The sequence below is a fragment of the Chryseobacterium sp. 2TAF14 genome, from assembly GCF_052115105.1.
GTDB lineage: Bacteria > Bacteroidota > Bacteroidia > Flavobacteriales > Weeksellaceae > Chryseobacterium.
The window spans coordinates 1-14,208 of the sequence record NZ_JBFRGA010000074.1; the positions used below are offsets into that span (position 1 = coordinate 1).

13 protein-coding genes and 1 pseudogene are annotated in these 14,208 nt (G+C 34.9%); 11 read left to right on the forward strand and 3 right to left on the reverse strand.

Going from position 1 to position 14,208, the window contains the following annotated elements:
• Window positions 1–483: pseudogene (locus AB4Y90_RS09585) on the reverse strand (exodeoxyribonuclease III); the annotation flags it as partial.
• A gap of 324 nt (window positions 484–807) precedes the next feature.
• On the opposite strand from AB4Y90_RS09585, the gene AB4Y90_RS09590 reads away from it, so the two are divergent.
• The 4 genes from AB4Y90_RS09590 (at window position 808) to AB4Y90_RS09605 (ending at window position 5,407) form a co-directional block, all read left to right on the forward strand.
• A complete protein-coding gene (locus AB4Y90_RS09590; RefSeq protein ID WP_441557232.1) occupies window positions 808–1,368 on the forward strand; it encodes a ligand-binding sensor domain-containing protein in 561 nt (186 codons plus the stop codon).
• A 29-nt stretch (window positions 1,369–1,397) separates the two neighbouring features.
• Window positions 1,398–3,359: a triple tyrosine motif-containing protein gene (locus tag AB4Y90_RS09595; RefSeq protein ID WP_441557233.1), complete on the forward strand. Its 1,962-nt coding sequence runs from the start codon at window positions 1,398–1,400 to the stop codon at window positions 3,357–3,359.
• Window positions 3,344–4,063: a response regulator gene (locus tag AB4Y90_RS09600; RefSeq protein ID WP_441557247.1), complete on the forward strand. Its 720-nt coding sequence runs from the start codon at window positions 3,344–3,346 to the stop codon at window positions 4,061–4,063. The genes AB4Y90_RS09595 and AB4Y90_RS09600 overlap by 16 nt, the downstream gene beginning before the upstream one ends.
• Window positions 4,064–4,159: 96 nt before the next feature.
• On the forward strand, window positions 4,160–5,407 hold the full coding sequence (locus tag AB4Y90_RS09605) for a LamG-like jellyroll fold domain-containing protein (protein WP_441557234.1): 1,248 nt from the start codon (window positions 4,160–4,162) through the stop codon (window positions 5,405–5,407).
• A gap of 98 nt (window positions 5,408–5,505) precedes the next feature.
• Here the strand turns inward: AB4Y90_RS09605 and AB4Y90_RS09610 are convergent, their stop codons facing one another.
• Window positions 5,506–7,050 carry a response regulator gene (locus AB4Y90_RS09610; RefSeq protein WP_441557236.1) on the reverse strand — a complete coding sequence of 515 codons (1,545 nt, stop codon included), beginning with the start codon at window positions 7,048–7,050 and terminating at the stop codon, window positions 5,506–5,508.
• Between the two features lie 260 nt (window positions 7,051–7,310).
• Between AB4Y90_RS09610 and AB4Y90_RS09615 the strand changes: the two genes are divergently transcribed.
• From AB4Y90_RS09615 to AB4Y90_RS09645, 7 genes are all read left to right on the forward strand, one after another.
• Window positions 7,311–8,516, forward strand: a complete 1,206-nt coding sequence (locus tag AB4Y90_RS09615; protein ID WP_441557237.1) for an HD domain-containing protein — start codon at window positions 7,311–7,313, stop codon at window positions 8,514–8,516.
• An 89-nt stretch (window positions 8,517–8,605) separates the two neighbouring features.
• On the forward strand, window positions 8,606–9,637 hold the full coding sequence (lpxD, locus tag AB4Y90_RS09620; RefSeq protein ID WP_441557238.1) for a UDP-3-O-(3-hydroxymyristoyl)glucosamine N-acyltransferase: 1,032 nt from the start codon (window positions 8,606–8,608) through the stop codon (window positions 9,635–9,637).
• A complete protein-coding gene (locus AB4Y90_RS09625; RefSeq protein ID WP_441557240.1) occupies window positions 9,630–11,027 on the forward strand; it encodes a bifunctional UDP-3-O-[3-hydroxymyristoyl] N-acetylglucosamine deacetylase/3-hydroxyacyl-ACP dehydratase in 1,398 nt (465 codons plus the stop codon). Before lpxD ends, AB4Y90_RS09625 begins: the two co-directional genes overlap by 8 nt.
• Complete coding sequence (lpxA, locus tag AB4Y90_RS09630) at window positions 11,028–11,816, forward strand: acyl-ACP--UDP-N-acetylglucosamine O-acyltransferase (protein WP_408092751.1); 789 nt, start codon at window positions 11,028–11,030, stop codon at window positions 11,814–11,816. It begins immediately after the preceding gene.
• Between the two features lie 16 nt (window positions 11,817–11,832).
• Window positions 11,833–12,180 (forward strand): hypothetical protein, encoded by a 348-nt coding sequence (locus AB4Y90_RS09635; protein ID WP_441557242.1) that lies wholly within the window; start codon window positions 11,833–11,835, stop codon window positions 12,178–12,180.
• Between the two features lie 21 nt (window positions 12,181–12,201).
• On the forward strand, window positions 12,202–12,765 hold the full coding sequence (gene efp / locus AB4Y90_RS09640) for an elongation factor P (protein ID WP_441557244.1): 564 nt from the start codon (window positions 12,202–12,204) through the stop codon (window positions 12,763–12,765).
• A gap of 267 nt (window positions 12,766–13,032) precedes the next feature.
• On the forward strand, window positions 13,033–13,935 hold the full coding sequence (locus AB4Y90_RS09645; RefSeq protein WP_441557245.1) for a UDP-3-O-(3-hydroxymyristoyl)glucosamine N-acyltransferase: 903 nt from the start codon (window positions 13,033–13,035) through the stop codon (window positions 13,933–13,935).
• An 81-nt stretch (window positions 13,936–14,016) separates the two neighbouring features.
• Here the strand turns inward: AB4Y90_RS09645 and AB4Y90_RS09650 are convergent.
• The coding region (locus AB4Y90_RS09650; protein WP_441557246.1) for an IS1 family transposase at window positions 14,017–14,208 on the reverse strand (192 nt) is incomplete at its 5' end.

Sequence of the window (14,208 nt, forward strand, 5' to 3'; positions counted from 1 at the left end):
AACAGGATTATGAATGTCAATCGCTTGATGACAGATATTAAAATCTCCGGAAATAATCAGATTCGGGATTTCTTTCTTTAAATTTTTAATGTATTCTAAAAAATCATGGCAAAACTGCATTTTAAAATCCAGTCGTTCAATATTTTAAGCAGACGGAACATACACCGAAATCACGGAAAACCCGTCAAAATCAGCGCGGATAATTCTTCCTTCATTGTCGTAGCTTTCAATTCCGCAACCATATTCTATGTGATTGGGTTTTATTTTTGATGCAATTCCGACCCCGCTATAACCTTTTCTCTGTGCAGAATGCCAATAACTATGATATCCTGATTTTTCAAGACTTTCAATATCGATCTGGTCATTTCCGGCTTTGCTTTCCTGGATGCAGATTATATCAGGATCTGCAGTTTTAAGCCATCCTAAAAAATCTTTTGTAAAAGCGGCTCTGATGCCGTTGACGTTGTAGGTAATTAATCTCATAAAATAAATATTAAAGCAAAGTTATAAAAACTAATGCCGGTTTATCTAATGCGTTCATAACTTGTTTATTTTTTGAATTAAAAACTAGTTTTCTGTTTTTATAAGTGTTAATTCTTATTGTATTGTAATTCAGTATTTTATTTCTTTTTGTTTTGGTATTTAACAGATGTGAATTAATATTAGGTTATTTTATAAAAAAGAACATTATTTTAATAAGTATATTGCGAATTTAAATGGCAAATGGTTTATATGCTTAAACTTAATTTTTTTCTTTTTTTCTTTCTCTTTGGTTTACAGGTATTTTTTTCTCAAAATATTAGGCACTTGTCTGTAGATGAAGGTCTACCGCAATCTTTTGTTTCTGCATTGGAACAGGATAATGAAGGTTTTGTCTGGATAGGAACCCGAAACGGACTGTCCAGATACGATGGTAAAAACTTTAAAACTTTTCAGCATCAGTTTAATAATAAAAATTCTTTAGCTTCAAATACAATAGATTATTTAAGAAAAGGCAGAGAAAATGGACTTTGGATAAAATACGAAGCTGCAGGAATCGACTATTTTGATATAAATTCCGGAAAAATAAACCATATCATCAGTGCAGAATTTTTAGATAAAAATAATATTACGATTCATCGGAAATCATGGTTGATAAATCAGAACGGCTTTCTGTGGTTCAAAACGATGCGAAATGAACTTTTTAGCTATAATATTCAAACAAAAATTTTGAAACGTCACAACCTGAATCTTTACTCTGGCGAAATTATTTACAACATTCTCGAAGACAAAAACAATAAAATTTGGGTATTAACACAGAAAAACCTGAAGTTTTTTGATGAAAAAAACAACAGATTTACAAACATTGCTATTCCTTATCATATGTGACCGCTGTCCTCAATTTAGAAAAAAACAGAATGCCGCAAGCTTTTCTTGTAGATAATTCAGGTTTAATGTGGATTGGCGGTGATGCAGAAGGAATTTATACGATAGATCCAAAGCTTAATTTTCAGTCTTTTCATTTTGAAAAAGATTTTGCAGCTGATCTTCTGAAAAATTTTTACGGAATTTCTGCTTACGATTTTTTTAACTGGAAAGAGCAATACGGTGTTTTGCCGTCTTCTTATTTTTTGAGATCTGTTGTTGGCAAAAATAAAAACTGGATTGCCCTGAATCGTATAGTTTCTTATTATGATACCTCAATCGGGAAAATGTTTCGTTTACCTGAGCTGCCAAAATTTAACAATAAAAATTTTGCGCCCATAAAAGGAATCAGTCTTTATGACGAATCTCCGGTTGTGATTGATGATTTTAATAATATTTATCTGTTTCGAAATGAAAAATGGGAGCTTGTATTTTCATCAGATCGTTTTAAAATTAATATAAAACCCACCAATATTTATTTTGATCACAAAACCAAAATACTTTGGGTGATAACAGAATCTCACGGCATCGTTAAGGTCAATTTTAGCACAAAAAAAATTGATTACATAAAAAACAACACAAAAGATCTTCCTGTTAATCATCTGATTTCTCTTGTTCCTGATCCGGAAAATGATGATATTTTGTGGATTGGCAGCAATGATGGTCTTATTCAATACAATAAGAACACCAATAAAGTAAAAATATTTTCAGGAAAAGAAGGTTTTCCCGATAATGTAATATATTCTATTCTTCCTGATCAATCGGGAAATCTATGGATGGGAACCAATAAAGGACTTTTAAAATTTAATCCTAAAACTTATAAAATAAGAATTTTTACACGTTCTCACGGTTTAGAAAATGTTGAGTTCAACAGGTTTCACCAATTGATGCTTCCCAATGGAAAATTGGCTTTTGGCGGTGCAAAAAGCTACGTTATTTTCAATCCGGAAGATATTAAAAAAGATCATTTTTCACCTCCAACTGCTATCACGCAAATTACACTCAATAACGAACAAATCAATCTTGCCGAAAGAAATCTGAACCCTGTAAACCAGATTAAAGAACTTTCTGTAGATTATTTTGAAAATACGGTTTCTATAAGTTTTGCGGCACTGCAATACAACCAGCCTCAGCAAATTCAGTATCGTTACCGTCTGAAAGGTTATCAGGATGAGTGGATTTTTGCTGGAAATAATACCGAAGCTGTTTTTACAAAGCTTCCGCCCGGAAAATATGTTTTTGAGGTAAACGCTACAAACACCACAGGAAACTGGAGTAGCCTTATCAAATCTTTAACGATAAAAGTAACGCCGCCCTGGTGGAAAACATGGTTGGCAATTATAGTTTATTTAATCATTTTAATTGGAGGAATTTTTTGGCTGATAAGATTCAGGATCAATCAGGAGATTATTAAAAATTCAATCCTTCTAAAGCAGAAAGAAGCTCAGGAATTACGCAGGCTCGATAAAATAAAAACAAAATTTTTCGCCAATATCGCTCACGAGTTCCGCACTCCGCTGGCTTTAATTATAGGACCTGCAGAGCAACTGAAATCTGCGGAGTCAGAAGAAGAAAAAGAAAAACTGTTTGGGATGATCAACAAAAATACAAACAGTCTCATACAGCTTACCGATCAGCTTATTGATGTGGCAAAACTTGAAGCAGGAGTTTTGAAACCTGTTTTTGTATGGGGAGACATTGTTCCGGTAGTTTTAAATATTATAAAAGCCTTCTCCGAAACTGCCTTGGATAAGGGGATTTTGCTCAACCTGGAATCTCCTGAAAAAGCAGAATTTCTATTTTCAATCAATACTTTAGACCGTATTTTATATAATTTGATTTCAAATTCTATTAAATTTTGCGAAAATGGTGATACGATAACGGTAAAAGTAAATAAAGAGATCAACGGTTTGTCGATCCAGGTGATCTGGCTCAGTTTATTGCCGAAAATCTAGAAAGTTCATATTATGTTTTAACGGCAGCAAACGGTAAAGAAGCATTAGAAATTACTCATGAGAAAATGCCCGATCTTATTATAACTGATGTTGCAATGAGCGAAATGGATGGTTTTGAATTTTGCAAAGCGGTAAAAACCAATGTCAATATCAATCACATTCCTATTATTATGCTCACTGCAAAAGCTGATGCAGAAAGTAAGCTTGAAGGTCTTTCTTACGGAGCCAACGATTATATTGTGAAGCCTTTCAGCGTAGAAGAACTTAAATTAAGGATAGAAAATCTGCTGAACCTGCAGTACCGCCAATTTGAATATTTCCGGAAGCAGTTTTTACAGCCGGATAAAATTATTGATGAATCCGAAAATGCACAACCTGATTCAACAGAAAACCTACACCAGGAATTTCTCAACAGAATTTATAATATCATTGATGAAAATTTAGATGATAACAATTTCAGCGTCGATGAATTGGCTTCTGAATTGTCAATGAGCCGAACGAGCCTTCACCGAAAAGTAAAAATGATGTTTAATATTCCTGCAGGAGAAATTATTAAAATTTACAGGCTTAGAAAAGCTGCAGAATTTTTGAAGCAGGATTACAGTGTTTCTGAAGTTGCTTATATGACAGGATTTAATACCCCTTCCTATTTTACCAAATGTTTTAAAGAATATTTTGGAAAAACACCCAATAAATACCACTAAATCAGGGCTTGCAACGAGAATGATAGTTTTTGGAACGAGATTGCTCTTGAGTTTTTTACTCGAAATGTAATTTAGGCGAAACAAAATTATTTCAGTATGCATAAAAATCTACTTAAGAAAAAATTAAAATTTGCAACAGTATTTACTGTTTTATTAGGATCAGTTTCAGGACTGAATGCTCAACAAAATGCTCTTAATTTTGATGGGACTAATGATTATATCCAAACAAATTTTCCAGGTATTTTAGGTAATACAGCTCGTACTGTAGAAGCATGGATAAAATTGCCAGCAACAACTTCTGGAGAAAACCTGGTGACGACTTGGGGATCTGATAACGTAAACGGGGGACGATTTACCGTGAGGATTAACAATGTAAGCGGAAGCTACAAGCTGAGAATAGAAAATAAAGGTGGCGGTCTCAACGGAAATATCACACTTAATGACGATAATTGGCATCATATAGCCGTTACTTATGATAATGCCATTTTAGGTAACAGATATAAATTGTATGTAGACGGAAATTTAGATGTACAGGGCGATATCAGTACCCTTACAAATACAGTGGCACTTACCAACATGATTATCGGAAGAAGAATTAATTCTAGTTTTGGAGGGTTTTTCAATGGAAGTATAGATGAGGTTCGTGTTTGGGACAAAGCCCTTACGCAGGCTGAAATTCAGGCTAATAAAAATTACCAGTTTTGTACACCGCCAGCAAATCTTGCGGCTTATTTTAAAATGAATGAAGGTACTGCAAATTCAAATAACAGTACTGTAACTTCCATAACTAGTTCTGCAGGTTCTTATACGGGAACTTTAAATGGCTTTGCTTTGAATGGAACTGTCTCAAATTTTATTGCAGGAACTTCAACTGTTGCGACACCGAATATCAACAGTACAGTTACAGTTTCAGGATCTACGCTTACTGCTTCGCAAGCAGGCGCAACTTATCAGTGGGTTAATTGTAACAGCGGAAATACGCCTGTAGGAGTTGCTACACAGTCTTTCACACCTACTGTTGCAGGAAATTATGCAGTAATTATTACGCTTGCAGGTTGTACACAAACGTCTTCTTGCCAGGCGGTAACTTTGGGTGTGAATGATATCGATACAATTCCTGAATTGGCATTGTCACCAAATCCTACAAACGGAATTCTCAGAATTACAGCTAAAAATGCAGTAGAAAATGTAGAAATTACAAACTTTGCAGGTCAGAGATTAATGAATTTTCAGCCTAATTCAGCAAATTCTGAAATCAACGTGTCGCAGTTGAAGGAAGGTGTGTATTTGGTGAAAGTAACTTCAAAGCAGCAAACACAAATTTATAAAATAATTAAAAAGTAGTTTTTTTTTCATAAATCATTATTATTAATCCATATAATGATTAAGCCTCTTCAGATATTGAAGAGGCTTTTGTAATTTTATTTTATTTTATTTAAAATCTATTTCGGTTCCAGAATACTGATCGGAATAATACATTCCTCCAAAGAAATTCCGCCGTGCTGATAAGTTTCTTTATAATAATTTACAAAATGATTGTAGTTTTTGGGATAAGCTAAAAAAGTATTGTTCTTGGCAAAAATATATTTCGAGCTCAGGTTTCCTTTAGGTAAAAACAGTTTTTCAGGATTGCTCACTGCCCAAACATCTTTATCATCATACGTTAAGCTTTTTCCTGTTTTATAACGGATGTTTGTTGAGGTTTCTCTGTCACCGACAACACGGCTTGGTTTTTTTACATAAACCGTTCCGTGATCGGTTGTAATCACCAATTTAAAACCGCTTTCTGCTGCAAGCTTTATAATTTTTATTAAAGAAGAGTTCTCAAACCAGTTTGATGTTAAAGATCTGAATGTTTTATCATCTCTGATCAGCTGATCTACAATATGATTGTCGGTTTTTGCATGCGAAAGAATATCAATAAAGTTGTAAACAATTACCAAAAGATCATTGTTTTTGTGCTGGTTAAAATCTTCGTAGATCTTTTTTTCAAAATCAGCATTCAGAACTTTAAGGTACTTCATCGATTTTGAACTTAAACCCACTCTTTTCATCTGATCTTCAAGGAAGTCACGTTCAAATTCATTCTTGTTTCCTTCTTCATTGTCATTAAACCATTTATCAGGGAAACGCTTTTCAATTTCTGAAGGCAAAAGCCCTGCGAAAAAAGAGTTTCTTGCGTATTGCGTAGCAGTAGGAAGGATACTGTAATAATAATCTTCTGAAACTTTATTGTAAAATTTGGTAAAAAGAGGTTCTATTACTTTCCACTGATCGTATCTCAGGTTGTCGATCATTAAAAGAAGAACTTTCTCTTTTTCAACTTCAGGTTTTACTTTATCTTTAAATAAAGTGTGGCTCATCATTGGTTTTTCAGAACCACTCAACCAGTCTTCGTAATTGTTTTCAATAAATTTCGCAAACTGAATGTTGGCTTCTTCTTTTTGAGACTGAAGAAGGTCTGCAAACTCATTATCGGTTACTTTATCAAATTTAAGCTCCCAATTCACGATTTTTTTATAATATTCTGCCCAATCCTGGTAAGTTCTTAAATAAGAAAGTTCCATCGAAAGGTTTCTGAATTCCTGCTGATACTGAAGAATTGTTTTCTGCTCTACCAAATTTTCCTCCTGAAGATTCTTTTTCAATGAAAGCAAAATTTGGTTTGGGTTAACAGGCTTCAAAATATAATCTGCAATCTGAGATCCGATCGCTTCTTCCATGATGTGCTCTTCCTCGCTTTTCGTTACCATCACGATCTTCAGAGAATTGTCTTTCTCTTTAATCATCGGGATTGCTTCCAGGCCGGAAATTCCCGGCATATTTTCATCGATTAATGTTAGATCAAACTTTTCAGAATCAATCAGTTCTAAAGCCTCGTTCACATTATTCACCGGAGTTACAGCGTAACCCTTTTTTTCGAGAAAAACGATATGAGGTTTTAGTAGATCTATTTCATCATCAATCCATAATATTTTATTTGACATACAAGTTTTATTTTTTTATGCGGATTATACTATCAAAACTGCGACCAAAACTTTCTAAAATCTGCCAAAATAAAAGGCTTAAAAGTTAAATCTTAGTTAAAGATTTTCGATAAATATTCAATCCTGAATTATTCTATGAAGATAAGACAAATACTGCGATTTATAAACAAATTTTAACCTTTATATTCTAAATAATAATCGGCTGTTTTCTTTGATTTGACTTTAAAAACCTAATTTTGCAATAGTCTCAGAATATTTCCATGCAGAATAAGCTTAAAATTATCAACGATCCGGTACACGGTTTCATCAAAATCCCTCACGAAATCTTATTTGATGTTATTGAACATCCTTATTTCCAAAGATTAAGAAGGATTTCGCAGACTGGGCTTTTAAATTTGATTTTTCCGGGTGCAACGCATACAAGGTTTCATCATGCCATCGGTGCGATGCATTTGATGTTTACCGCTTTAGAAACTCTAAAGCAGAAAGGTGTTGCCATTTCTGTGGAAGAAGAAAAAGGCGCAATGTTGGCAATTCTGATGCACGATATTGGTCACGGTCCGTTTTCTCATGCGTTGGAAAGTATGCTGATGGATGATTGGCATCACGAAAATCTTTCATTATTATTGATGAACAGGCTGAATGATGAATTTGACGGGCAATTGTCGACAGCAATAGAAATGTTTCAGGGGAAATACCACAGGAAGTTTTTTAACCAGCTTATCAGTTCTCAACTGGATGTTGATCGATTGGATTATTTAAATAGAGACAGCTTTTTCACAGGAGTTTCAGAAGGGAATATCAATACGCAAAGGATTATTTCAATGATGAATGTTTGCGAAGAAGAATTGGTTATCGATGCGAAAGGTGTTTATTCCATCGAAAACTTTCTTACGGCAAGAATGTTTATGTATTGGCAGGTTTATTACCACAAAACTGCGGCTTTGGCAGAATTTATTCTGGTGAAAATCCTTGAAAGAGCAAAATACCTTGTTTCAGAAGGAATTGATTTGCCAGCAACCGAAAACCTGAAATATTTTTTAAATAGAGGAAAAAGTGCTGCAACCGATGAAGATGTGGAGCGTTTTACGCAGCTTGACGATAATGACGTCATCCAGGCGATGAAATTATGGCAGAAATCTGAAGATTTTGTTCTTGCTTATTGGTGTAAATGTATGATTCAGCGTAATTTTCCAAAAACCATTATCTCTTCACATCCTTTCGACGAAAAATTTATTGAAGAAAAAATAAAAAATACGAATGAATTTTTTGAAATCGATAACGGCGCCGAATTGGTGCATCAGATTACAAGAAGTTTACTTCCTTACGATACAGAAAAGCAGCCAATTTATCTTCTTCAGAAAAGCGGAAAAGTTTTGAAACTTGATGAGTCGGAAGATCAGCTTTTATCAGGCCTAATCGTGCATAAGACAAAGAGGTACATTCTTGCATTTCCCAGAATGTAATGATTAATTTCTCTTAAATTATATTAAAATCTATATTCCACAAACTAAAAAATGTTTGCGAATAAGAGAATTTCTTATCTTTGCAGAATATGGAATTTACAGCTTCGCAAATTGCAAGTTTTATCAACGGAAAAATTATAGGTGACGAAAACGCACTTATTACCGGAGTTTCACCGATCGAGAGCGGAGAATCCGGTCATCTTTCTTTTGTTGCGCAGGATCGTTTTGCGCATCACATAGAGACTTCGCAATGTTCGGTACTTATTGTTACCGAGAAACTTATCAATAAAGATCAATATAATCCTACTATTATAGTTGTAAAAGATGCCTATCTTTCTTTTCAGATTTTAATGAATCTGTATCAGGAAATGCAGGGCAGAAAAGAAGGTATTGAAGATGGATCTTCCATTCACGAAACTGCTGTTATCGGAGATAAAGTTTATATCGGAACCTTTACCTATGTTTCAGAAAAAGCTAAAATTGGAGAAGGTACACAGATTTTTCCGCAGGTGTACATTGGTAAAGGTGTGAAAATAGGTAAAAACTGTAAAATTGACAGTGGTGCAAGAATTTACGACTACTGTATTATTGGCGATAATTGTGTAATACATTCCAATACGGTTATTGGCGGTGACGGATTTGGTTTTCAGCCTACACCGGAAGGTTTCCAAAAAATTCCTCAACTCGGAAATGTTATCATCGAAGATAATGTGGAAATCGGCTCTAACTGTAGTATCGACAGAGCAACAATTGGCTCTACAACGATCGGAAAAGGTACAAAGATCGACAATCTGATTCAAATTGCACACAATGTAAAAATCGGTTCGCACAATGTAATTGCTGCACAAGCAGGAATTGCAGGTTCTACAACCATTGGTGACTGGAACCAGGTGGGAGGTCAGGTTGGAATCGTAGGCCATATAAAAATAGGAAACCAAGTGAAAATTCAGGCGCAGAGCGGGGTAAACTCCGGCGTTAATGATAAAGAAACCGTTTATGGTTCTCCGGCGATAAGCTATAACGACTATCTTAGAAGCTATGTGCATTTCAGGAACCTTCCTGAGCTTGCAAAAAGAATAAATAATCTTGAGAATAACTCAAAAGATCATACTAATGAGTGATATGCAAAAAACCCTTCAGGAAGAGGTTACTCTTTCTGGAATAGGTCTTCATACTGGTAAAGAAGTAAAATTAACCATTAAACCTGCAAAAGAAAATACAGGTTTTGTTTTTGTACGAACAGATCTTGAAGGAAGACCTCATGTAGAAGCAGACGTAAATTACGTGGTGGCTACAGAAAGAGGAACAACTTTAGAGAAACTGGGTGTTAAGATCAATACTTGCGAACATCTTTTGGCTGCTTTGGTAGGTTGTGATATCGACAATGCTGTTTTGGAAATGAATGCTTCTGAGCCTCCGATTTTAGATGGTTCTTCGAAGTTTTTTGTAGAAGCGATCGAAAGTGTAGGTATCGTAGAACAGACTGTTGCAAGAGAATATCTTGTTGTGAAGGAAGTACTGAGCTACAGCGATCCTGCAACAGGTTCAGAAATTACAATTATTCCTTCAGATCATTACGAAGTGACTACGATGGTAGATTTTGGGACTAAAGTTTTAGGAACTCAGAATGCTACGCTTAAAAATATTTCAGAATTTAAAGAAGAAATCTCTTCTGCAAGAACATTCAGCTTTTTGCATGAATTAGAAATGCTTCTTGATCACGGTTTAATCAAAGGCGGAGACATTTCTAATGCCATCGTTTACGTTGATAAAGACCTTACTCCGGAAACTACTGAAAAACTGAAAAAAGCTTTCGGTAAAGATAATGTTTCAATAAGACCAAACGGAATTTTAGATAATTTAAATCTAAACTATCCGAATGAAGCTGCAAGACACAAATTACTAGATGTAATCGGTGATTTGGCGTTGTGCGGAGTTAAAATTAAAGGTAAAATTATTGCCAACAAACCGGGACATTTTGTAAATACCCAGTTTGCTAAAAAACTGAACCGTCAGTGGAAATTACAAAAAAAGAAAAATGTTCCCGATTTTGATTTAACGAAAGAACCGGTTTTCGATATTAACGGAATTATGAAGCTGATGCCTCACAGACCGCCGTTTTTGTTAATCGATAAAGTTCTTGAGCTTTCAGACTCTCACGTGGTTGGTTTGAAAAATGTTACTATGAATGAACCTTTCTTCGTTGGACATTTTCCTAAAGAACCGGTGATGCCGGGAGTTTTGCAGGTAGAAGCTTTAGCACAAACCGGAGGAATTCTGGTTTTGGCAAGCGTTCCGGATCCTGAAAATTATTCAACGTATTTCATTAAAATTGATAAAGTGAAATTTAAGAGAAAAGTTGTTCCGGGTGATACAATGATTTTCAAAATTGAATTAATCGAGCCTATCAGAAGAGGGATTGTTCATATGCAGGGTTACGGATATGTGGGGGATACTGTTGCGGTAGAAGCAGAATTAATGGCTCAAGTTGCAAAAAATAAAATTGATTAAATGATTCATCAATTAGCGGCCGTAGATAAACGTGCAAAAATTGGCAAAAATGTAGTAGTAGAACCTTTCACAACAATTGCTGCAGATGTGGAGATTGGTGAAGGTACATGGATAGGGTCTAATGTAACCATCATGGATGGTGCAAGAATCGGAAAAAACTGTAAAATTTTCCCGGGAACGGTAATTTCTGCAATTCCGCAGGATTTAAAGTTTGACGGTGAAGATACACAAACCATCATCGGAGATAATACGACTTTGAGGGAATGCGTAACAGTAAACAAAGGAACAAAAGCTTTAGGGTACACCAAAGTAGGAGATAACTGCCTGATTATGGCAACTTCCCACGTTGCCCACGATTGTATCATTGGTAACAATGTAATTATTGCAAACGGTTGCGGTATTGCAGGTCACGTTGAAATAGGTGATTTTACGGTAATGGGCGGTCTTTCGGCTGTGCAACAGTTCGGAAAAATCGGGAAACATACGATGGTTTCCGGGGGATCATTAATCAGAAAAGATATTCCGCCTTATATAAAAGTTGCAAGAGAACCAATTTCTTACGCCGGGATCAATTCTGTGGGATTAAGAAGAAGAGGTTTTACCAACGATAAAATTTTCGAAATCCAGAAAATTTACAGATATATTTTCCAGATGAAAATGAATGTTACACAGGCATTGGTTTACATCGAAAAAGAAATGCTTCCGACGGCTGAAAGAGATGAGATCTTAGAATTCATCAAAAACTCGCCGGGAGGTATTGTAAAAGGATACGGAACAGGTAAAGAATAATTTAAAGTAGCTTACGATGAAAAATTTAGTATTGATTTTTATAGTATTTTCTTCTTTTATTTTTGCGCAGCAGAAAAAAGATTTATCATTGAGTTTTAAAGATTCAATAGCAGTGAAAAATGTAAATTCAATTCTGAATTATTCAAAAAAATCTTTTTCAAGTTTCAATTCAGATATAAAGAATTATTCTGAGGTTAATAAAAATCTTAACCAGCTTTTAATAAATAGCATCAACTTTAATACAACGATTAACAGTCGCTCTGTAACTTCTGTAGATGCGGGAACATTTTACAGACCAAGAATTGATGCGATGGATATGGTTGGGAGACAATTAATGAATCTTCAGGTCTACAAATCAAAATAAAAAATAACATACAAAAAAATAATGGCAACAAGTAACGATATCAGAAAAGGTCTTTGTATAGAATACAGCAACGATATTTTTAAAGTAATCGAATTTCTTCACGTAAAACCAGGGAAAGGCCCGGCTTTCGTGAGAACAAAATTAAAGTCTGTAACCAACGGTAAAGTGATCGATAATACTTTCTCTGCAGGTCACAAAATTGATGAAGTAAAAGTGATCACGAGAAAATTCCAGTATCTTTATGATGATGAGAATGGTTTCCACTTTATGAATAACGAAGATTTTTCTCAGTTGTATTTAAACAAAGAAATGATTGAAAACTCAAACCTGATGAAAGCAGGAGAAGAAGTTACCATTATTTTGAAAGAAGTTGACGAGACTCCGCTTTCTGCCGAATTGCCACAATCTGTTTATTTAGAAGTTGTAGAAGCTGATCCGGGAGTAAAAGGAAACACGGCTACAAATGCCCTTAAAAACGCGATCGTTGAGACAGGAGCAAGAGTAATGGTTCCTTTGTTCATCGAGCCGGGAGACAAAATCAAAGTGAGTACAGAAGACGGTTCTTACTTGGAAAGAGTAAAGTAAAAAATATTGCAGGAAGCTGGAAGCGTGAAGTTTTCCAGCTTTCTTATTATAAAAGCTTTTTGAYGATGTTCAGGAGCCTTTTTTATTTTTATGGCAGCAATTTCCGCCCTCCGTTCCCGCTTTTTTGCCTCCGCTTCGCTCCGGCAAAAAGAGCTCCACTCAGGTCGGGCTGCAAATTATAGATGTACAAAAAATTGCAATCAAATCGATAATTAATTATCAAATATTGCTCATTACTTATTACCCATCATTTATCACTTATAAACCATGACGTTTCATCAGCCACAAAAACTGAAAACAATTGCAGACCTTATCGGAGCAAAATTTATTGGCTCTGAAGATTTTGAAGTATTGGGAACCAACGAAATTCACAGAGTAAAATCTGGCGAAATTGTTTTCGTAAACCACCCAAAATACTACGATAAAGCTTTAAATTCTGCAGCAACCATTATCTTAATCGATAAGGAAGTAGAATGTCCGGAAGGTAAAGCGATTTTGGTTTCAGACGATCCTTTCAGAGATTTCAATAAGATCAATACCCATTTTACAAGAATCTACAATTTCACAGAAACCCTTCATGACGTGGAAATTGGGGAAGGAACAAAAATTCATCCTTCAGCAGTTTTAGGAAACAATATAACCATCGGAAAGAATACTTTGATTTTTCCAAACGTTGTGATTGGTGACCGCACTGTAATTGGGGATAATGTGGTAATCCAATCCAACACTGTTTTGGGCGGTGATGCATTTTATTACAGAAAACTCAACGGAAATTTTGACCGCCTCATCTCTGTAGGAAATGTAATCATTGAAAACAATGTAGAAATCGGGAACGGATGTACCATCGATAGGGGAGTGACAGATTCTACGATCATTGGCGAAGGCTCTGTTTTAGATAATCAGATTCAGATCGGTCACGATACCGTAATCGGTAAAAAATGTCTTATCGCTTCACAAGTCGGCGTTGCTGGATGCTGCATTATTGGTGATGAAGTAACTTTATGGGGACAAGTGGGTATCGCTTCCGGAAATACCATCGCAAGTGGTTCTGTACTTTTAGGCAAAACCGGCGTCAACAGAGACCTTAAAAAAGGAACTTACATCGGAATGTTTGCAGAAGATTACAAAACTTATCTTAAAAAAGAGGTGAAATTGAGGAATCTTGAGTAGATAATTAGCTGTCTGTTTTTTATATCCGTAATAAAAGTGTTCTAATTTTTCAGATATAAAAAACAGATATTTAAAATGAAATCATGTCCAAAAGTATATTTTTAGAACAGATTCTAAAATTACAATACTTTTACTAAAACAAATTGTTTTTCTGTTCAATCTTTTTAGATGAGTTCTTATACTTAAATTTTTCCTTTCAATGGAATTAGTTCCAAATCTTTTTGTTTGATGAATTTTTTCTGGAATTAAATATCGGTAATTCTTGAGTTTATC

Excerpts from the sequence above, each read along its gene's own strand:
- AB4Y90_RS09595 (WP_441557233.1), top strand. The coding sequence starts at position 1,398 with ATGCCGCAAGCTTTTCTTGTAGATAATTCAGGTTTAATGTGGATTGGC.
- AB4Y90_RS09605 (WP_441557234.1), top strand. The coding sequence starts at position 4,160 with ATGCATAAAAATCTACTTAAGAAAAAATTAAAATTTGCAACAGTATTT.
- AB4Y90_RS09610 (WP_441557236.1), bottom strand. The coding sequence starts at position 7,050 with ATGTCAAATAAAATATTATGGATTGATGATGAAATAGATCTACTAAAA.
- AB4Y90_RS09615 (WP_441557237.1), top strand. The coding sequence starts at position 7,311 with ATGCAGAATAAGCTTAAAATTATCAACGATCCGGTACACGGTTTCATC.
- lpxD (WP_441557238.1), top strand. The coding sequence starts at position 8,606 with ATGGAATTTACAGCTTCGCAAATTGCAAGTTTTATCAACGGAAAAATT.
- AB4Y90_RS09625 (WP_441557240.1), top strand. The coding sequence starts at position 9,630 with ATGAGTGATATGCAAAAAACCCTTCAGGAAGAGGTTACTCTTTCTGGA.
- lpxA (WP_408092751.1), top strand. The coding sequence starts at position 11,028 with ATGATTCATCAATTAGCGGCCGTAGATAAACGTGCAAAAATTGGCAAA.
- AB4Y90_RS09635 (WP_441557242.1), top strand. The coding sequence starts at position 11,833 with ATGAAAAATTTAGTATTGATTTTTATAGTATTTTCTTCTTTTATTTTT.
- efp (WP_441557244.1), top strand. The coding sequence starts at position 12,202 with ATGGCAACAAGTAACGATATCAGAAAAGGTCTTTGTATAGAATACAGC.
- AB4Y90_RS09645 (WP_441557245.1), top strand. The coding sequence starts at position 13,033 with ATGACGTTTCATCAGCCACAAAAACTGAAAACAATTGCAGACCTTATC.